This is a genomic window from Bacillus sp. HNG, from assembly GCF_003400205.1.
Classification (GTDB): Bacteria; Bacillota; Bacilli; order Bacillales; family Bacillaceae_L; genus Ferdinandcohnia.
Genome location: NZ_QUQV01000006.1, coordinates 121,356 through 140,997, shown reverse-complemented (window position 1 = coordinate 140,997; position 19,642 = coordinate 121,356). Strand labels below are relative to the sequence as shown.

18 protein-coding genes and 1 pseudogene are annotated in these 19,642 nt (G+C 37.3%); 7 read left to right on the top strand and 12 right to left on the bottom strand.

The genetic code is table 11. The annotated features are described in order from the left end of the window. On the top strand, nt 1-684 hold the full coding sequence (gene cuyB, locus DZB84_RS12850; protein ID WP_116352665.1) for a cysteate racemase: 684 nt from the start codon (nt 1-3) through the stop codon (nt 682-684). An 85-nt stretch (nt 685-769) separates the two neighbouring features. On the opposite strand, the gene DZB84_RS12845 is transcribed toward cuyB, so the two are convergent. Further along, complete coding sequence (locus DZB84_RS12845) at nt 770-2,254, bottom strand: PAS domain-containing sensor histidine kinase (RefSeq protein ID WP_116352664.1); 1,485 nt, start codon at nt 2,252-2,254, stop codon at nt 770-772. A 313-nt stretch (nt 2,255-2,567) separates the two neighbouring features. Here DZB84_RS12845 and DZB84_RS12840 point away from each other — a divergent pair, with 313 nt between their 5' ends. After that, entirely contained in the window at nt 2,568-2,927 is a 360-nt protein-coding gene (locus DZB84_RS12840) for a Lin0512 family protein (protein WP_116352663.1), read from the top strand. Between the two features lie 413 nt (nt 2,928-3,340). On the opposite strand, the gene DZB84_RS12830 is transcribed toward DZB84_RS12840, so the two are convergent. Together DZB84_RS12830 and DZB84_RS12825 are read right to left on the bottom strand one after the other, a co-directional pair. Then, nucleotides 3,341-4,399, bottom strand: coding sequence for an LLM class flavin-dependent oxidoreductase (locus tag DZB84_RS12830; RefSeq protein WP_116352662.1), 1,059 nt, complete (start codon nt 4,397-4,399; stop codon nt 3,341-3,343). A 177-nt stretch (nt 4,400-4,576) separates the two neighbouring features. Then, nucleotides 4,577-5,518, bottom strand: a complete 942-nt coding sequence (locus tag DZB84_RS12825) for an aldo/keto reductase (protein WP_116352661.1) — start codon at nt 5,516-5,518, stop codon at nt 4,577-4,579. A gap of 149 nt (nt 5,519-5,667) precedes the next feature. Here DZB84_RS12825 and DZB84_RS12820 point away from each other — a divergent pair, with 149 nt between their 5' ends. Then, complete coding sequence (locus tag DZB84_RS12820; RefSeq protein WP_116352660.1) at nt 5,668-6,429, top strand: IclR family transcriptional regulator; 762 nt, start codon at nt 5,668-5,670, stop codon at nt 6,427-6,429. Nucleotides 6,430-6,443: 14 nt separating this feature from the next. After that, a complete protein-coding gene (locus DZB84_RS12815; RefSeq protein ID WP_116352659.1) occupies nt 6,444-7,574 on the top strand; it encodes an NADH-dependent flavin oxidoreductase in 1,131 nt (376 codons plus the stop codon). Between the two features lie 74 nt (nt 7,575-7,648). On the opposite strand, the gene DZB84_RS12810 is transcribed toward DZB84_RS12815, so the two are convergent. From DZB84_RS12810 to DZB84_RS12780, 7 genes are all read right to left on the bottom strand, one after another. Next, the gene (locus DZB84_RS12810; RefSeq protein WP_116352658.1) at nt 7,649-8,179 is read right to left on the bottom strand and encodes a CueP family metal-binding protein; all 531 of its coding nucleotides are present in this window, start codon (nt 8,177-8,179) and stop codon (nt 7,649-7,651) included. Nucleotides 8,180-8,311: 132 nt separating this feature from the next. After that, a complete protein-coding gene (locus DZB84_RS12805) occupies nt 8,312-8,872 on the bottom strand; it encodes a TVP38/TMEM64 family protein (protein ID WP_116352657.1) in 561 nt (186 codons plus the stop codon). A 574-nt stretch (nt 8,873-9,446) separates the two neighbouring features. Next, entirely contained in the window at nt 9,447-10,070 is a 624-nt protein-coding gene (locus tag DZB84_RS12800; RefSeq protein WP_116352656.1) for a DJ-1/PfpI family protein, read from the bottom strand. A 79-nt stretch (nt 10,071-10,149) separates the two neighbouring features. Further along, entirely contained in the window at nt 10,150-10,782 is a 633-nt protein-coding gene (locus tag DZB84_RS12795; protein ID WP_189655238.1) for an NAD(P)/FAD-dependent oxidoreductase, read from the bottom strand. Between the two features lie 79 nt (nt 10,783-10,861). Next, nucleotides 10,862-13,297 carry a heavy metal translocating P-type ATPase gene (locus DZB84_RS12790; RefSeq protein ID WP_116352655.1) on the bottom strand — a complete coding sequence of 812 codons (2,436 nt, stop codon included), beginning with the start codon at nt 13,295-13,297 and terminating at the stop codon, nt 10,862-10,864. A 73-nt stretch (nt 13,298-13,370) separates the two neighbouring features. Then, on the bottom strand, nt 13,371-13,577 hold the full coding sequence (gene copZ, locus DZB84_RS12785) for a copper chaperone CopZ (RefSeq protein ID WP_116352654.1): 207 nt from the start codon (nt 13,575-13,577) through the stop codon (nt 13,371-13,373). Between the two features lie 65 nt (nt 13,578-13,642). Beyond that, the gene (locus tag DZB84_RS12780; protein WP_116352653.1) at nt 13,643-13,975 is read right to left on the bottom strand and encodes a metal-sensitive transcriptional regulator; all 333 of its coding nucleotides are present in this window, start codon (nt 13,973-13,975) and stop codon (nt 13,643-13,645) included. 376 nt (nt 13,976-14,351) lie between these two features. Here DZB84_RS12780 and DZB84_RS12775 point away from each other — a divergent pair, with 376 nt between their 5' ends. Further along, a complete protein-coding gene (locus DZB84_RS12775) occupies nt 14,352-15,317 on the top strand; it encodes an arsenic resistance protein (RefSeq protein ID WP_116352652.1) in 966 nt (321 codons plus the stop codon). Nucleotides 15,318-15,497: 180 nt separating this feature from the next. Here the strand turns inward: DZB84_RS12775 and DZB84_RS12770 are convergent, their stop codons facing one another. Further along, on the bottom strand, nt 15,498-16,115 hold the full coding sequence (locus DZB84_RS12770; RefSeq protein ID WP_116352651.1) for a YdhK family protein: 618 nt from the start codon (nt 16,113-16,115) through the stop codon (nt 15,498-15,500). Between the two features lie 117 nt (nt 16,116-16,232). After that, nucleotides 16,233-17,528, bottom strand: coding sequence for a bifunctional DedA family/phosphatase PAP2 family protein (locus DZB84_RS12765; RefSeq protein WP_116352650.1), 1,296 nt, complete (start codon nt 17,526-17,528; stop codon nt 16,233-16,235). 167 nt (nt 17,529-17,695) lie between these two features. On the opposite strand from DZB84_RS12765, the pseudogene DZB84_RS12760 reads away from it, so the two are divergent. Continuing rightward, nucleotides 17,696-18,368, top strand: a pseudogene (locus DZB84_RS12760) (response regulator transcription factor). Then, entirely contained in the window at nt 18,358-19,629 is a 1,272-nt protein-coding gene (locus DZB84_RS12755) for a sensor histidine kinase (RefSeq protein WP_116352649.1), read from the top strand. The pseudogene DZB84_RS12760 and the gene DZB84_RS12755 overlap by 11 nt, the downstream one beginning before the upstream one ends. Nucleotides 19,630-19,642 lie beyond the last annotated feature (13 nt).

The following is a 19,642-nucleotide window of genomic DNA, read 5'->3' as shown; positions in this document are numbered from 1 at the left end:
ATGACAAAAACACTAGGTATAATGGGTGGAATGGGACCACTTGCAACAGTCGATTTGATGACAAAAATCATTGGATTAACACCTGCCCAGAATGACCAAGATCATATTCATATGATTGTTGATAATTACCCACAAATACCGGACCGTACTTCGGCAATATTAGGAAAAGGAATAAACCCTCTTCCTTTTATGAGCGAATCCGCAAAAAGATTAGAAACGGCTGGAGCAGATTGGATTGCGATAGCCTGTAATACTGCTCATTATTATTTCGATGAAATCCAAGCTTCGGTCAAGATCCCGCTTATGAATATGCCAAAAGAAACTGTCAGATTTATAGACAAAGTAGGCTTAAAAACAATAGCTTTGTTAGCCACTGATGGCACATTGTATACCAATCTATACCAAGAGTCTCTTCACGAACGAGAAATTGTTGTAATAGAGCCCGATAAAATGACACAAGAAAGTGTTATGGCGGGAATTTATGCAGTAAAAAGTGGAAATCTCGAAAAAGGAAAGAAGTTATTGCTACAAGCATCAAAAACAGTGATCAATCAAGGAGCAGAGGCAATTATCGCAGCATGTACTGAAATCCCACTTGTTTTAAGTGAAGTAGAAGGGTTTAAAGTGATTGATCCCACAGAAATATTAGCGAAAAAGATTGTAGATATGTGTTATGAATCGTAGCGTGTTTTCGTAAGCAAAGAGGTACCTAATCCCTTTAATTAAAAGGGTCAGGTACCTCATTTAGATTTTACACCCTCCTATCCTTTTAAACTGGTAGTCTAATTTTTACTGTTGTTCCTAGGTTTTCTTTGCTTTCGAAGGTTATCGTTCCTTTGTGCTCCTTTATTATTCGAAAACATAGCATAAGACCTAAACCAGTTCCCTTTTCTTTATTACTATAGAAAGGTTCCCCTAGTCTTTTGAGGCGTTCTTCGCTTATCCCTATCCCGTTATCAACTACCTGAATGCATAATTGATTTTTATCCTCTATATGAGCAGAGATAATTAATAATCCTCTCTTGTATCCGTCGGTAGCTTCAATGCTATTTTTACAAAGATTCAATAAGACTTGTTTGATTTGATTCGCATCACACATTACAAGTGGAATACTCACATCACTATCAATTATGATTTGAACATTTTTTAGATAGGCTTCAGGTTTCATCAAGGTGTTAATCTCTTTTAACAAAGAGGGAATACTTACTGACTTAAGCTGAATTTCCTGCGGCTTTGCAAGGGAAAGAAATTCCTTTATGATATCTTCAATTCGATTAAACTCTGAAAGAATCACATTAAAATATTCTTCGTTCCTAACTCCTTGCTGAAATAGCTGAATGAACCCTTTTATTGAAGTCAGGGGATTCCGTATTTCATGTGCAACACCCGCTGCTAACTCCCCAACTAATGATAACTTCTCAGACTTCCATAAAAGTTCTTCCGCTCTTCTTTTCTCAGTAATGTCTTTTGCTACAACCATAATATGCTCAACTTCACCGTCTTCATCCAATACAGGGGTAGCCGTACAGTCAAATAATTTCCAACCATGTTCAGCGTGTAAAAGGCGAAACTCGACCCTTAAAGGAATTTTCGTTTTATTTACCTCTTCAAACCCATTGATGATGAGTGAAGTGTCATTTGGATGAATAAGATGCAATGTATTTTGGCTCAAAAAATATTCAGGTGGATAGCCTAATACAGTTTCATGAGAAGGTGATGCATAGATACACTTTCCTTGTCTATCAAATAAAATGATTAAATCGGTCATGTTTTCAGCAATCAAACGGTATTTATTTTCACTTTCAAGTAAAGCCTTTTCGACCTTCTTTCTGTCGGTAATATCCATACATGAACCAATAACCTCAATAACTTCCCCATTTCGTATAACTGGCCGTAACGCAGCAAAATAATGAATTCCATTTAATTCTGCTTCATAGGTAACGTGGTCTTCCCCATTCCACGCTCTTTCATATAATAAGTGCTTTCTTTTTGTAATCTGTTCCGGAAGAAAGCCTATTAACTGTTTTCCTACTACGTGACTTGGAGTTAGGCCTAAACGATATACTAACTCACCATCACATAAAGTATGGATAAATTGCCCCGCTATTTCTTTGAATTTGAAAATCATGCCCTGGTGCAAACGAATTGTTTCATTTAATTCCTTTCGATCAATACTCACTAATTCATCAGAGCATAATTCTTCATCTAGTAGGCTGATATCTTTGGTTTTTTCTGTAATCGCATATTGTTTCATAAGACGAATTTCCTTTCAATGAAAGTAGAAAATTTTTTTCGAGAAAGTCGAAATAATTTAAATCAGGGCACCTTTTTCATCAATTCTAAAAGTAGGCATTAGACATCTAAATACTCACAATTTTTTGACCATTTGACTAATTTTGTTACTATTATACTATTTTTTAGGATTAAATTTAATTATTTTCATCAGGTTGGTTGTTTAAAAGTGCTATTTTGATGGAGATTTTATACACATGGCAGGTTTAAAACATATCAAAAACCCTATTTTAAGGTAAAATAGAAATATCAATTAATAACGAGGTGTCTATCTGATGGAAAAATTGATGTTTATTGAAACAGGCATGGGGATTGATGTTCACGGTCAAAACATTACGAAGGCAGCCATTCGCGCTGTAAAGAATGCGATCCATTTTAATTCAATGCCTGGAATTCGCTCGGTTCTACCAGGAAATAGCTTAGACAATATGGTAGTTAATGTGAAACTAGCAGTCCCTTGTGATAAAGAACAGCTAGATATCGAAGCGGTTAAAGGAGCGATACCATTCGGTAAAGTCTCTGTAGAGGTCATGGACGGAGGTATGCTAACAACAAGCGGAATCGTCCTTGAAGAAAAAGGCGATCAAAATGATCTAATGTACATCGTTGTAGCATCTGTCGAGGTTGGATACTAAAAGAGAGGAAGTTTATTATCCAAAGGTTGTGGGACACATGCCCGTGTCCCACTTAAGCTCTAAAAATTCTACTAATTTCTGCGTTTAGTCCTTTAAAAATGAAGGATTGTACAGCCTCATTATTCTTATAGGTAGCACTGTTACTGATATTATAATCCTCAAAAAAGTAGACTGTCTGTAGCATTTCTTGTAACGATAATGTCCTCTTGTGCCGCAAGTATCAAATACTTTCCAAAATTATTTTGCAGTTCTTTCGAGTTTACAATCATTTCAGTCCCACCTCACGTTAGCTAATATAGCTAAATTAGCTACCTCGATTATATGGATTTTTTTCCATTTTCAAGTAAGCGAGGGATTGGGCGATAAAAAGAATATCAGACACCTAAACAGCGTCTGATATTCATAATTCCATGTTATTTACTTGTTTCTCTTCGAACAATTGGAGCAACCTCCGTTGCTAATAATTCAATTCCTTTTGCAACGTTTTTAAATGGTTGACCTCCTATATCTAACTGTGCAAGGAAACGCTGGTGTCCAAAGAGTTCGTATTGTTGAAGAATTTTTTCGACGACCTGCTGTGGACTACCCACGAACAAAGCAGTATCCGGACTAGCCATATGCTCAAAGTCAGCCCTTGACATCCTTGTCCCCATTCCGCGCTGACGGTTCACATATTCCCAGTAATTCGAGTAATAAGGGTAAAACTCATCTTTGGCTTGTTGCGTTGTTTCCGCTAGATAGGCATGTCCCGTTACACCAACCTTCAATGTCTCTTGCGAATGTCCAGCATCTACTCCCGCCTGACGATAAAGGTCAACAAGTGGTTTAAAACGTCTTGGTGGGCCACCCAAAATAGCTAAAGCCATTCCTACCCCAAATCTTCCAGCACGAACGGCACTCTCTGGTGTCCCTCCAACTCCAATCCAAACAGGTAATTTTTCCTGTACCGGTCTTGGTGCAATTTGAGCATTACTCAAAGATGAACGGAAGTTCCCTGACCATGTAACCCTTTCATGCTCGGTCAATTGCAAGAGGAGCTCCATATGCTCTTCAAACAATTCATCATAATCATTTGTACTATAGCCGAACAAAGGAAATGATTCGATAAAAGCCCCTCTTCCTGCTAGTATTTCGGCACGACCATCTGAAAGTAAATCTAATGTAGCAAAATCTTCAAACAGGCGAACAGGATCAAGCGTACTTAAAACACTTGTTGTACTTGTTAATCGAATCTGTTTTGTTGCTTGTGCAATAGCTGCTAGTAGAACTGCGGGAGATGAAGAAGCATAATCCAGACGATGATGTTCTCCTACCCCAAATACATCTAGCCCTGCCTCGTCCGCAAGTTTTGCAGCTTGAATCATTTCTTTTATTCTTTCTTTTGCAGTTATTGTCTTTCCTGTAAGAGGGTCCGGACCAATATCTGCAAGTGTGTATATCCCAATTTCAAATCCACTCTTCTTATCATTCATAAAGGTTACCACCTTTTCTTAGTTACTTTATGTAAGTAAGTATATTTTTATAATAAATTTATGTCAAGTAAGTAGATTCCGCTGATGTCCCTTTTGGAAAAGACGTTGAAATTAATCCATATAAAAAGGGCTGTTCCAAAGTCATATGAATAGCTTTTGGAACAACCCTTATTTTTATCAGTTTTTACTTAAAATATCATTTATAACGTTTAATTCCTCACTTGATAAACGAATTTCGTTGGCTTGAATATTCTCAAGGATACGTTCTTTTCGTCTCCCCCCTGGGATGACTGCATCTACCCCTTCTTGAGCAAGCAACCAAGCGAGCGCTAAGTTAGGTAGAGTTGTTTCTTTTTGGGTAGCAAATTCTTTTAGCTTTTCTATTGTTAGAAGGTTTTTTTGAAATAATTCCCCTTGGAATAATGGAACTGAATTACGCCAATCCTGTGCGTCTAAGGTAGATTCCTTTGTGAATCCACCACCTAGTAACCCAAATGCTAAAGGACCATATGGAATAAACGAAATATTATTATCAATACAATATGGTAACAATTCTTCTTCAGCAGAACGATCTAGCATACTATAATGTGATTGTAAGACCGAGATATTGCCATGAACGTTTGCCTCTTTTAAATGCTCAAGGGAAACATTCGAAATACCAATTGCACGTATTTTTCCTTCTTCTTTTAATCTAGCTAATTCCCCAATTGACTCCGATAATGGCGTCTTTTGATCTGGAAAGTGCAAATAATATAAGTCTATATAATCTAGTTGCAATCTTTGTAAACTTTTTTCAACTGCTTCACGCATATATTCAGGACGATTATCCGTTTTTACAGTGCCATCTTCAAACCAATGTTGCGCACCTTTTGTCGCAATCAAATAGTCGTCACGCTTAATTTCCTTCAATACCTCTCCAACCAGCTCCTCTGAACGACCCAGACCATATATATCAGCTGTATCAATAAAGTTCACACCGTTTTTTAGTGCTTCTCTTACAAGGTCTTTTCCATCTTCTTCATTTAAGTTTTGGAATAAATTATGCCCTCCAACCGCATTTGTACCCAGTCCGATTACTGACACTTTGAGATTCGATTTTTTTAATATAGTATATTTCATCTTTTCTCCTCCTATCTTTGATTAGCCATATCATATCTCCTTATATTCAGACTCACAAATTTCTTTGATTAAGTTTCATTTAATGAAACTTACGCCATATATTTTGAATCCAAAAAATAAAGCATCTATACTATCAGGAGACTGAGGTGATGAAAATGGCAAGGAATGAAGTTTCAACATTAAAAAAAGGACTCCTAGTTCTAGAATTAGTAAAACAACACAAAGGCATTACGTTAAAGGAAGTGATGGATTTACTGAATTTAAGTAAATCCACCGCTTTTCGAATTTTAACAACCCTAGAAGAAATGGGCTATATCTATAAACTTCAAACTCAATATTTTATTCATTATAAAATGTTTCTCGAAAGTTTTGAAAAGCGTTCAGAAATGGATTGGGCTTCATTACGATCGATTTACCAAGTGGCGCAAGATTTACAAATGAGCACCTATATTGGAAAAGTGGATGGGACTGATCTTGTTATGACACAAGTATTACACACTCCATATGAAGTTTCCGCAGACGAAGAGATTGGAAACCGGTCTAAATTACATCAATCCGCTTTAGGTAAAGTCATTTTAGCTAATGTAGATGAGGATTCATTCGCATCCATATTTGAAAGATTGTCACTGGAAAAAGCAACAAAAAATACGTTTCAAGATTCGCAACTATTCCGGTATCATTTAAAAGCCATTCAAGAGGATGGGTTTGCCTTTGATGATGAGGAACGGATTATCGGTATCCGTTGTGTTGCTGTCCCAGTTTTTCGAAATAAGAAAGTAATTGCTGCCTTAGCAATCGCTGCACCTGCCGAGGAAATTTCTCGTAGCAATCTCAAACAAATCGCGACAAAGCTACACGCAGGCAGTAAAGCCATAACGAAAGAAATCGAAACCTTAGTAAATATACATTAAACCGGAGGAATTCCATGAATAGTAAATATCAAGATTTATTTCAAGAGTTCACTTTTAAGAGTGGTGTCCATGTAAAAAACCGTCTCATAATGGCACCCATGACGACTTTTTCTGCAGATGAAAATGACTTTGTTTCCGAAGAAGAACTAGCCTATTACGGTGAGCGTGCAAATGGCGTAGGAACAATTATTACAGCTTGCGCTTATGTTTCGAAAAATGGTAAAGGCTTCGATGGTCAAATGGGGATTGATCATGATGGGACTATCCGCGGTCTTTCGAAATTAGCAGATGTGATTCACTCGGGTGGTGCTAAAGGAGTTGTTCAACTTTATCATGGAGGGCGTTTAGCCGTTCCAAGACTTATTCCAAATGGAGAAACTGTGAGTGCAAGTGCTATCGCTCCCCTTGGGGACCGTGGTTTTTATAGTGTAGAAACAACACCTAGAGCTTTAACAACTGAGGAAATCTATGATATTATTGATGACTTTGGCGAAGCAACACGTCGTACAATTGAAGCTGGATTTGACGGCGTAGAATTACACGGTGCAACTGGTTATTTACTTCAACAATTTGTTTCACCGCATTCTAATCACCGAACAGATGAGTTCGAAAACCGCTATCTATTTGCTTTAAAACTAATTCATGAAGTGAAGCGCGTTATCAAAAAACATGCAACAAAACCTTTCTTGATTGGTTATCGTTTTTCACCGGAAGAGCCTGAAACTCCTGGTATCACTATGAAAGAAACGTTTGAGTTACTTGATGAACTAATACAAGCAGATATTGATTATATTCATATTGCCACAACAAATGCATGGGCAAAGCCACGTAGAGGAATTGATAGTAAGAAATCACGTACAGAATTAATCGCAGAATATATTAAAGAGCGTGTGCCTGTTATTGGTGTTGGAAATATTCATACACCAGATGAAGCAGACCTTGTATACGAGAAAGGAAAAACAGATTTTGTCGCACTTGGACGAGCACTTGTAGTCGATCCCCATTGGGTTGAGAAGGTCCAACATAATGAAAGTGAAACAATCAGGCACCAATTAACAATAACCGATCAACATAAAGCAGTTATACCCACTCCATTATGGAAGTTAATTTTAGAAGTTGAAGGATGGTTTCCTGTTGTACGATAGTGAGATGTAGGGGACAGGTTCACTGTCCCCTGTCTAATATTGATGGGACGCGGTACCTGTCCTCTTGTCCCCCACTACATTAACTGCATGGTTGTAATACAAGTATTGTCGCCTTTAAATGTGGAAATTTGGGATTCTGCTGTTTTTCCATCATATTCGATTCTTACTTGGTACGTTTTATCCCGAGGTAACCATAAATCGATAAATCCATTTTCGAACGATGTCATCGTTTCATCAACAATTACATTACCTGCCTCGTCTTCGATGTAAACATCAAATTCTTTTTCTACTAATTCACCCTGACATCCTGTTAAACTATGAATGGCACATTCGTGTGTTTCTTTTACAAATGGTGCAATCGAAACAAAAAATTCATCCTCAGGAAGGTCATAAGCTGTTTCCTTTTTATTACTATCCGTTACAATCAGTTCATGCGATGTAATTGAAGCTGACACATCTTCAAAACTTCCAATACTATAATCGAGTACCATTTCTTTTATATCTTTTACCTCTGTTGCTTCCTTCTCATTTGAAGTGCTATTGTTACAGGCCGCTAATAGAAGGATTAGCAACAATCCAGCTATTCCTATTATCCCTTTTTTCATTCCATGTCCAACTCCTTTTTTATGTAGGCTACATTTATAATCCCCATTAAATGGGTGTTTTTTTTACCCCACTCAACTTTAACAAAAAATTATGAAGAAATTATGGAGAAACTTGTGTAATAGATTTATATCTTATTTTTCCTTTTGATTTTTACTGATATTTCTAATGACGTAGATTAGCCCTACGATAGAAAGGATTGATAAGATGAGTTTTCCTTCTGTTGTCCAATTGGTTACTTGGTGCACTGAATATGCTTCAATAAGCAAGGCTGGTATTTTTCCGATTGAACTTGCAAATAGAAAAACGATTAGACTAACTGTCCCTACTGCAGAGGCAAAGGTGACTAAACCAGATGGAATAAACGGTAATAATCGCAAAGAAAGAATGAGAAAAAAGGCTTCCTTCCCCTTGGTGTCAAGGAGTTTAGATACAAGTGGATATTTATTCAGCTTTTTCCCCACTACCCTTTTAAAACCCTTTCGGTATAACCAAAAAGTTACAATTGCACCTATTGTCTCTCCAAGAAAAGAAAGGAAGGTTCCCTTCCAAAAACCAAAGACTAGTAAGTTTGCAGCTGTGATAAAAACACTAGGAATAACGCCAAAAAGGCTGATCAGAATATTAACCAGCAAACTGACGACAACAGCGAACTCTTTATTATTAACTAGAACCTCCACTAGCCAATCTTGCATACTCTTCCTCCGTGAACAAAGTCTCCAAAAATATGTTAATCCTTTCTCTCTTAAACTTATTTGCAACCATCCAATTCAATCGATACCTTCGTTCCTCGACAAAAAGGGGTGAACAATGAAAAAAGCGAGCCAAAACTTCTGTCAATTGCAATGGCGTTTCGAGGACCTACCTTATCGGTTGCGGGAACAGGCTAAGCACCCAGGCCGGGACGTTGAATAGACGGAAAAATTCCGCCTAATCCGTAAAAAGCACTGAAAATACCCTAAATAGACGGAGAGATTCCGCTTATTGATTCTAAAAATAGAAAAAAGAAGGGTTTTTCTTTGAATAACCACAAATCCTCCTCTTATTTTGGCCAATCCGAACCCCATTTTGAATTTAAACGGAAAACCTCCGCTTATTTATTTTCAGCAGTTCCTCATTAATGGCAAGACCACTCACCAATTGCTAGGACAAGTTTAATGGACAATTATGATGCCGATTCTACTGTCATTTCGGCACTTATTTTAAGAAAAGCACCTCATAACAGAACCCTCTTACATACACAAGCCGACCCTTGTTTCAGTGATTAAATCACATGATAAATTCAATCGTTTTGGCAGTTCTTTCAGCAGTTGATTTCCCCAGGATTTTCTCAACAAGATATAGTGCCATATTAATTCCTGAAGAAACACCACTTGATGATATAACATTACCATCCTGCACTACTTTTCTATCGGATAAAACATCAATTTTAGGATATTTTTCTCGAAGCAATTCCAATGCTAAATGATGGGTAGTTGCCTTCTTTCCGTCCAATAAGCCAGTTTCACCTAATATGTATGCCCCGGTGCAAACTGAACATAAATACTCAACGTTTTTATGTGAAATAATCCAATCTATAATTTTTAGGTTTTTAGCTATACTCTGTACTGCTCTTAAGGGGCCACCTGGAATGATTAGAATATCTAATTCGGGACTAGTATCAATGCTAAAGTCTGGTTTTACTTTTATACCTGAATGGGTTGTAATTTCCATTCCTGTTTCCGAAAGAGTATAAACTTCGAATGGTCTTGTTGGTAGTAAATGTTTTTTGTAAAGGGTTAATGCTTGCTCAGGTTGGGTTTTAGCGGTTAAAGATAAAACCTCAGCAGGGCCTGCAAAATCTAAGATATCTACATAGTCAAACAGTAAGATTCCAACCTTTCGCTTTTTCATTTTCTTATCCCCTTAATAACATAACTATTAATCTAATAAGTTTTATCTTTAACCCCTTGAGCTTAACCATTGAGAAAATTTATAAAACTAACTCTTTTATGTCTTCTAATCCAAACCGAGTGACAAACTTAGCAAATTGTTCCCTTTTCTTACCTTGTTCAGCATAGATCGTAATTAATTGTTCAACAACCTCATAAAGTTGTTCTGGTGTTAGATGCTCCCTCAATAAAGTACCTGTTCGAGCATCTTTTCCTTTCGCTTTTCCACCAATATATAAATCATATCCGTCTTTCACCTTCATGATGCCAATATCATTTACTAACGGTTCCCCACATCCAACCGGACATCCGGTGTAAGCTGGGCGAAGTGTAAACGGAACTTGTTTACCCGCTATTCGCTTATTGAGCTCTATCGCAACAGGCATCCCTTCTTCTTCCGCACCTTTACAAAAATTACAAGTTCTTAAGCTTTTTACAAAATTCCCTACTGGATAACAAGCTAATCCGACTTCCGCAAATTTTTCTTTAACCATTTCAACTTCACTTTCTAGTACTTCAATGTATAGTTGTTGGAAAGTCGTTAACTCCAATTCATCACCATCATTCATGTACTCAGCAATGGTAACCAGTTGTTTGGCATTTAATTTAGCACCGAATGAAATCCCACCATTTATAGCTAATTTAACCTTCATTTCTGTTTGCTCCACAACCATTTTACACCCCTCGGGACTCAAGGGACAGGTTCACTGTCCCGGATTTGAAGTGGGACAAGGTACCTGTCCCCTTGTCCCTTTATTTATTTAATTTTACTCGTTGTAAACGTAATGCGTTTAAGACAACCGACACGGAACTAAACGCCATCGCGGCACCTGCTACCCATGGTGCAAGGAATCCTGCTGCAGCAATTGGAATCCCAATTGTGTTGTACGCGAATGCCCAGAATAAGTTTTGCTTAATATTTCGCATTGTTTTACGGCTCATTAAGATCGCATCGGCAATGCTATTAAGGTCACCACGAATGAGTGTAATGTCGGCAGCTTCCATTGCAACGTCAGTACCTGTTCCAATGGCCATCCCAATATCAGCTGTAGCAAGTGCTGGTGCGTCATTAATGCCGTCACCGACCATCGCCACTTTTTTGCCCTGCTGCTGTAATTTTTTCACTTCCTCTGCTTTACCTTCAGGAAGTACTTCAGCAATAACTGAATCAACGCCAACCTCTTTTCCAATGGATTGTGCTGTTCGTTCGTTATCACCCGTCATCATAATGACTTCAATGCCCATGTCATGTAAGCGACGGATCGCTTCTTTAGATGTTTCTTTAATGGTATCCGCTACGGCAACTAACCCTGCGTACTGTCCATTAATTCCAGCAAGCATCGCTGTCTTACCGTTCGTCTCCAATTTCTCCATCTCTGGTAAAATCGTTTGTATGTCAATTCCATATTGTTGCATAAGTTTCCGTGTACCAATAACGATACCTTGACCTGAAACCGTTGCAATAACACCATGACCCGGTATTGCTTCAAAGAACTGAACATTTCCATGTTCGATACCTTTTTCTTGGATACCTTCAACAATCGCTTGTGCGAGTGGATGCTCAGATTGCTTTTCTGCTGCCCCGATCAGTGATAAAAATTTCTCTTCATCTTGACCATCTGCTACTAAAACATCTGTTAAAACAGGCTTACCATGCGTTACCGTACCAGTTTTGTCGACTACAACTGTATTAATACCTTGGGTTTGTTCTAAATGCTCGCCACCTTTAAATAAAATCCCAAATTCTGCTGCACGACCGCTTCCGGCCATAATGGAGGTCGGTGTTGCTAACCCAAGGGCACATGGACATGCAATCACAAGGATGGCAATTAACACCTCAAGTGCTGGTGTAAATTCTCCCGGGCTTACCCAAATGATCCACACTAAGAATGTAAGGATGGCAATTCCTACTACAATCGGAACAAAAATACCCGAAATTTGGTCCGCCAAACGCTGGATCGGTGCTTTTGAACCTTGTGCATCCTCAACTACTTTAATGATTTGAGCCAATGCTGTGTCGCGCCCCACTTTTGTTGCTTTCATTTTAATGAAACCATTTTTGTTAATCGTTGAGCCATATAAGACGTCACCTGACGTTTTATCAACTGGTAAACTTTCGCCCGTTAACATGGATTCATCAACAGCTGTTGTTCCTTCGACAACTTCACCATCAACCGGAATTTTTTCACCTGGCTTCACTAAAATAGTATCGCCTATAACAACTTCCTCTAACGGAACTTCTTTTTCAACTCCATCACGAACGACGATGGCTGTTTTTGCCTGAAGCCCCATCAATTTTTTAATCGCTTCAGATGAACGCCCTTTTGCTCTTGCTTCAAATAATTTTCCTAATAGAATGAGCGTGATAAGCACTGCACTTGTTTCAAAGTATAGGTGTGGCATGTGGTGTGTTCCGGCTGTAACAATTGCTTGATATACGCTATAAAAGTAAGCTGCTGATGTACCCATGGCGACGAGAACATCCATGTTTGCACTTCCATTGCGAAGCGCTTTATAAGCCCCTACATAAAACTGTTTCCCGATAATAAATTGTACCGGTGTCGCCAAAATCAGTTGAATCCAAGGATTCATTAAGAAGTCTGGGACATATAAAAACGATGTAAATGAAAAGTGCCCGACCATCGTCCATAAAAGTGGTAACGATAAAATGGCTGAAAAGATGAATTTTCGCTGTTGATCTTTAATATGTTTTTCCCGGTAATCTACCTGCTCTTTATCCTCTTGCTTTTGGTGTGCCCCATAACCCAGTTTTTCTACCTTCGCAATGATGTCTGCAATCGCTACTTCAGAAGGATTAAATTCAATCGTTGCTTTTTCGAGCGCTAAGTTGACATTTGCTGTTGCAACACCATCCATCCGATTTAACCCTTTTTCAATGCGCGTTGCACATGCTGCACAAGTCATACCGGTAATATCAAACTCTGCTTTTTGTTTCACAACACCGTAACCTAATGCTTCAATTTTCTTTTCAAAATCGGCTTCACTCAATTTTGAAGGGTCATATTTAATGGAAGACTTTTCAAGTGCTAAGTTAACAGCCGCCTGCTCGACACCTTCCATTTTATTTAGCCCTTTTTCAATACGTGTCGCACACGCAGCACAAGTCATACCGGATATTTGAATGCTTGCTTCTTTCAACTTACTCGCTTCTGATGCTTCGGTACTCATGATTTGTCCTACCTCCCTTATACCTTATAGGGGTATATTTTTGTGAAAATGAGAGAGTGCTATGGAAGCACTCTTACTCTACGTCATATCCTTGGTCTTCAATGGTTTCTTTAATTGTATCAAGAGAAACTTGTGATTCATTAAATGATACTTCAACTAAAGCTTCATCTAATTTTACGTTTACTTGATCAACACCTTCTAATTTACCAACGCTACCTTCTACAGCCTTTACACAATGGCCACATGACATTCCTGTTACGTTTAATGTTACTTTTTGCATATTTTTTCTCTCCTTTTAATGCATTGTTACATACTCCACTGGGGTATATACGACTTAAAAAAATTTTACTTTTTCATTAGTTTTTGGATTGTAACAACTAATTCATCTAAAACCTCGTTGTCACCCTCCGAAAGACGGTCTACGACACATCCTTTTAAATGACCTTCTAAAAGAATTTTAGCAACGCTATTTAATGCGGATTGTGTTGCAGAAATCTGCGTAATCACGTCATCACAGTAAACATCCTTATCGATCATTCCCTTAATGCCTCGAATTTGACCTTCAATACGATTTAAGCGATTTGTTAAATCCTTCTTAACTCGCTCAGGATGATGGCTTTTACGACCGGACGTTTCACACTCTGTGTGACATGCTACTTCTTCAGCTTTGTTTTCCATAGCACAACCTCCTAACTTGATTTTATCTTACCATACCCATGTTAGGTATGTAAAGTAAATAGTTGGAATTTTTTTCAATAATATTTAATTAAAACAATCCATATTCTATTCCTATTTATACCCAAACTGTTTTTAATTGGTTTTCAATCGGAAACCCCGTTTTTCTAAATTTTTCACGTTATTTTGAACATGAGAGTCTACTGTTCGATCCTCAATTAGAATGATACTTTCTTCATTTAAAAATACATCGAGTGGTTATTTTCATAGCTCCTACAAGATCACACGGCTTTTAACATTTTTCTAAGTAATATATGATATTGATAGATAACGGCAAATTCACCATATAAGTTGTTTTTAATAAAGGATGATTTTAAACATGAATATAACTAGAGAAAAGGTCGAGAATAAACAAATTTGGATATATGGGATATCTCTTCTGCTTGGAGGAGTTTTAGGTATCACAAACGAGGATTTAGGAAAAAGCTTAGGTTGGGCTATTTCGCCACTCATCGCCATTCTTATGTATGGCATGTTTACACAAATTCCATTCTTAAAACTACGTGAGGCCATTTCAAATTTCAGATTTATGTTGGCATTGTTAGTTGGAAATTTTATAGCTGTTCCCATCATTGTATGGATATTAACTAAGATATTTCCACAATCACCACCCGTTTTATTAGGGGTTTGTTTGGTTTTACTTACGCCATGTATTGACTACGTAATAGTCTTTACTCAACTTGGAAAGGGAAATGAGAAATTAATGCTAGCTTCCACGCCTATTTTATTTGTAGTTCAAATGATACTACTCCCATTGTATCTATGGCTATTTATTGGTGAAGAAATGGTTGGAGTTGTTCATATTGCGCCTTTCCTAGAAGCTTTTTTATTACTAATAGTTGTGCCTTTACTAGTAGCCATCATCACTCAATTGTGGGCTAAACAGAAAGCACTAGGTGAGACGGTATTAGATATGACAGCATGGCTCCCAGTTCCATTTATGGCTTTAGTATTAATTGTGGTAGTGGCTTCTCAAATTGGTAAGGTATACAGTGATTTTGCGTTGATTGTGCGTGTGATTCCGATCTATATTTTGTTTTTAATCATTACACCACTTGTGTCGCGCTTCATCGCATTTGCGTTCAAATTAGATTCCGGTGCAGGAAGAGCATTAATCTTTAGTACCGGAACAAGGAACTCCCTTGTCGTACTCCCTTTAGCATTAGCGTTACCCAATTCTTGGGGGACTTTAGCTGCGGCTGTAGTCGTTACCCAGACAATTGTCGAATTAGTAGGAGAATTATTTTATATAAGAGTTATTCCAACCATCATCATGAAAGACTAGGTATAATTTTTCTATTATAAAACGAATTATTTATTCAATTTGATCTACATCCCAATTGTTTAATCATACTAACAATTAGGAATGTAGTTTCTTGTTGTAAAAAGAAAGGAGCATCCTAATCAAGTTTTTGAGAGTTGAGCACCTCGCATGTTTAACTCCTCTTTATATAACAAGTCAGGTTTATTCAACCGGTGAAAGTTCGTCTTCGGTTACCCACTTATGATTTGTGATCTTTTCTCCTGTTTTTGTATCCGTGAAATCCACCATATAAACTGTCGTTTGTTTAGCTGTATCGATCGTTGCAGTGGCCCCCTTCATCCCTTCCATATGATCAGCCGTTAATACAACTTCATCACCCGGTTTATACGGTTGGGAACCGGCATTTTCAATTTCTTCATGAATCACCCATTTGTGGTTTTTCACAGGTTCTCCACCAGTTGTTGGAGTATATGTAACGGAATAGACTGTTGTATTAAAAGCTCCAGAAACGGTTGCTTCAGCTCCATTCATACCAGGCATATGATCAGCATGCATAATCACTTTACTACCAACTGGATAGGTTGGATTTTCTGCCTCAGCTAAGCCTTCTGGAACCTCGCCCGAACCTGAGTGTTGCATGCCTGAGTGATCCATCCCCTCCTTCGTATCAGATTCTTCTTCATTCATATCTATATTCTCCTGAGCGCCTGAATCAGTATCTGCATTTTCATTAGATGTTTCATCATTACCACCACATGCTGCCAAAATAAATACCAACAATAAGGTAGCTAGGCTTAACCATATTTTTTTATTTTTCACTATTAACAACCTCCCAAACTTGTTTAAATCCATATTAAATTATCAATAAAATATGCAGATTTTATGCAATAACGCTAGCACTTTTTCCTACTTTTCAAAAGACCCAAACACGACTTTTTACCTTTTTGCAACAACACGCATTAAACGAAAACTTTCCAATAATAAAATACTCATACTTAGCCATAGTCCTCCAAAAACGTAGCCCGCAACAATATCACTCGGTAGTTGAATCTCAAAATAAACTCTACTAATCGCCATAAGAAGAAAAAGGATAACAGCACCAATGGCTACTCCTGTTTGAACCCGAACACTATGTATGTGACGTACGAGAATATATATAAAGAACCCATAAATAACAAACGCCATTAAGGACTGTTCACTAGGAAAGGAATAAGAAATGGGTTCTGTTTGTTTAACATGATTTGGGCTGATTTGATGAAAAAAACGTCTTAAAATCTCTTCATACAACTCACCACCCACAATAGTGATCAATAGAAATAAACTTTCAAGCCATTTATTTCTTCCTTTCCACAGGATAAAAAGGAATGTCACGATTGTTATGGCAATGAGCACTTTCTGCATACCTACATTGAAAAGGATTACCATAAATGGCTCCCAATTTTCATCAAAAATGAGAGGTACTAATAAAACAACGATTTCATTGAAATCAACAAACTCATTTGCTAGAAAGTCTTGTATCATACCAATCATCAATAAAACAAATCCTAAAGTAATCATCAGAATTCCTACTATAAATACTCCAGTACGTCTTTGTGTGTGAAACAAATGGATTCCTTTATTGATCCACACCATCGTACCTTCTTTGATTTGAGCTTTGTATTTTTTTATCACGTAAATAATACCTATCACTATTGCAGCAATTATCCCTGCTATCACGAGATATTTCTTAACAGCTCCATGAAACTGCTCCCACTGTGGCCCTAGTATTTTTCCTAACGAAATAAAAACACTAACCCAAATAAATGCACCACCATATGCAAAAAGTGCATAGCTTCGAAATGGTATTTGTGTGATTCCTGAAAAATAACCCGTAATGTGACGAACCCCAGGAATATAATAGGCAATCATAATCACTTTATTTCCATAGGTTGTAAACCACTGCGATACTTTTTGTAATCTTTCTGGACCTAGATGGATTCGGTGACCATGTTTTTCAAAAAAAGGTGAACCTAATTTAAAACCAATCCAATATGAAATTGTCATCCCAATCGAACTTCCAAGTCCTGCAACTAAAATACTTAAGAACCAATTAAGACGTCCTTGATAGACTAAGTATCCTGCATAACCCATTACCACTTCACCAGGTATAGGCAGTGCCAAAAGCTCTAATAATAATGCAAAAAATAATACCAAATAACCATGTTGATCAAGGTATGTCGTTATAAAGTCCATTTTGTTTTTTTGTCCCCTTTTAAGAGATTATTAACACATATCATAGGTTTCCCCTTTTAAATGAAAGTATATGAATACGTCTACTAAGTGTCCTAAATTTTTCAATCTTTTTTCAGTTTCAGTTGATATGATTAGAGTTACAAGACGTTATAAAAGAAGGTGTAGAAATGAATATCTTATTTGCAGAGGATGATGAAAGTCTAGGAAAATTGATTTTTCATTTACTGCAGAAGGAATTTCACAGGGTTGATTGGGTTAAAGACGGCCAGAGTGCTTATGAATATGCCATGTTGACTGATTATGATGTGATTATACTGGATTGGATGATGCCAAAATTAAATGGAATTGAAGCCTGTGAAAAACTTAGAAAAAAAGGATATAAAGGTGGCATTTTATTTCTGACTGCCAAGGATTCATTTGAGGATGTCGTCACAGGATTGGACTCCGGAGCAGATGATTAAACCGTTTAAATTTGAGGAACTTGCAGCAAGGCTTCGGGCACTATCACGTCGGACAGAGAAGCCTTTTGAAGAGATACTATCCGTAGATGATCTGCAGTTGAATCTTAATACACATGTTGTGCAACGTAATGGACAGGTGATTGAGCTTTCAAAAAAAGAATTTTTGCTGTTAGAATTATTGCTTCGAAACAAACATCAACTTCTAACAAGGGAAATCTTGATTGAAAGAATTTGGGGATTTGACGTGGATATAACAGAAAACGCTTTGGACGCATTGGTTAAGTTGGTTCGAAAAAAAGTGGACCTACCTGGGAAGCCTTCTATCATCAAAAATGTAAGAGGCGTTGGCTATAAATTGAGGAGTAATCATGGAATTTAATCCCGTAAAATCAAAGCTCAACCTCATTTATACAGGTTCACTCCTGATAATTTTAATTATTTTTATCGTGGTATTATATCTTTTTATTTCTGGAGCAATAAAAAATGAGGAAGTCGAACAATTAAATCGATTTTTTGAAAAGGAAAAACACGATTTTGTAGAAGAGATTTATGAACACAGTTATGAGAAAAATAAAGACCATGAACATGAGCAAGAACGTTTAGAATATCAACCAGGAAAGAATATCTTTTACTATATATTTGATAATAGTACTAATCTTGTAGAGGGAGAAGAGACTGTAGAAGGATTAGTTCAATATCTCACCAGAAAAGATCTCGATTCATTACCTTTGAGGTTTACGAAAGAAATGGAAGTGAAGGAGACACATGTGCTTTTAATCCGTTTCCCTCTCCAGGTTCAAGAAAAAAATCTCGGAAGTGTAATCATCGGGATGGATATTACAGATGAAAAGCACTTAATTCAACGTATTATTTGGATACTTCTGTTGCTAACCCTATTGTTCAGTATCCTTTTTGCTTGGGCGGGTAATTTTTTTGCAGGGCAAGCAATGAAGCCTATACAAACAGCTTTTCAAACACAACGAAAATTTGTCTCAGATGCTTCGCACGAACTAAGGACTCCGCTGAGTATCTTTTATAGCTCAATAGATGTTCTTGCCAGGGAGGAACGGGAACATTTAAGTCCATTTGGCAGAGAGATTTTAGAGGATGTCAAAAATGAATCTGAAATGATGAAAAAACTGCTTAATGATTTATTGTTTTTGGCGCGAAATGATCAGAAGAATTTTGAATTAGATTTAGAAGAGTTAGATCTATCCCATCTACTTCACTCTTTATCAAAAAGATTTAGAAGGATTGTCCCACCCCATCTTTCGCTTGAAGAGCATATTCAAAATGGTATATCTATGAAGGCAGACAAGGTTAGGATAGAGCAATTAATCTATATCCTTTTAGACAATGCTATTCGATATACAACAGAAGGCATGATTACGTGTTCATTAGTATCAGATGGAACTGAAATTGTGATACGTATTAGAGATACTGGACCTGGTATACCTCAGTCTGATTTAAATCACATTTTCGACCGTTTTTATCGAGGGGATTCATCAAGAAAAAGAGATGGTTCAGGTCTTGGACTTGCGATTGCAAAAGCCATCGTAGATGCTCACAGAGGAAAAATTGAAGTTAAAAGTGAAATCGATAAAGGAACTGAATTTGTCATAAGCTTTCAAGTAAAATAAACGCCGTTATGTA

Coding starts and splice junctions, on each gene's coding strand:
- DZB84_RS12825 (WP_116352661.1), bottom strand. CDS start 5,518: ATGAAATATACTATATTAAAAAAATCGAATCTCAAAGTGTCAGTAATC.
- DZB84_RS12845 (WP_116352664.1), bottom strand. CDS start 2,254: ATGAAACAATATGCGATTACAGAAAAAACCAAAGATATCAGCCTACTA.
- DZB84_RS12840 (WP_116352663.1), top strand. CDS start 2,568: ATGGAAAAATTGATGTTTATTGAAACAGGCATGGGGATTGATGTTCAC.
- DZB84_RS12795 (WP_189655238.1), bottom strand. CDS start 10,782: ATGGTTGTGGAGCAAACAGAAATGAAGGTTAAATTAGCTATAAATGGT.
- copZ (WP_116352654.1), bottom strand. CDS start 13,577: ATGCAAAAAGTAACATTAAACGTAACAGGAATGTCATGTGGCCATTGT.
- DZB84_RS12755 (WP_116352649.1), top strand. CDS start 18,358: ATGGAATTTAATCCCGTAAAATCAAAGCTCAACCTCATTTATACAGGT.
- DZB84_RS12830 (WP_116352662.1), bottom strand. CDS start 4,399: ATGAATGATAAGAAGAGTGGATTTGAAATTGGGATATACACACTTGCA.
- DZB84_RS12805 (WP_116352657.1), bottom strand. CDS start 8,872: ATGCAAGATTGGCTAGTGGAGGTTCTAGTTAATAATAAAGAGTTCGCT.
- DZB84_RS12800 (WP_116352656.1), bottom strand. CDS start 10,070: ATGAAAAAGCGAAAGGTTGGAATCTTACTGTTTGACTATGTAGATATC.
- DZB84_RS12820 (WP_116352660.1), top strand. CDS start 5,668: ATGAAAATGGCAAGGAATGAAGTTTCAACATTAAAAAAAGGACTCCTA.
- DZB84_RS12815 (WP_116352659.1), top strand. CDS start 6,444: ATGAATAGTAAATATCAAGATTTATTTCAAGAGTTCACTTTTAAGAGT.
- DZB84_RS12780 (WP_116352653.1), bottom strand. CDS start 13,975: ATGGAAAACAAAGCTGAAGAAGTAGCATGTCACACAGAGTGTGAAACG.
- DZB84_RS12810 (WP_116352658.1), bottom strand. CDS start 8,179: ATGAAAAAAGGGATAATAGGAATAGCTGGATTGTTGCTAATCCTTCTA.
- cuyB (WP_116352665.1), top strand. CDS start 1: ATGACAAAAACACTAGGTATAATGGGTGGAATGGGACCACTTGCAACA.
- DZB84_RS12790 (WP_116352655.1), bottom strand. CDS start 13,297: ATGAGTACCGAAGCATCAGAAGCGAGTAAGTTGAAAGAAGCAAGCATT.
- DZB84_RS12775 (WP_116352652.1), top strand. CDS start 14,352: ATGAATATAACTAGAGAAAAGGTCGAGAATAAACAAATTTGGATATAT.
- DZB84_RS12765 (WP_116352650.1), bottom strand. CDS start 17,528: ATGGACTTTATAACGACATACCTTGATCAACATGGTTATTTGGTATTA.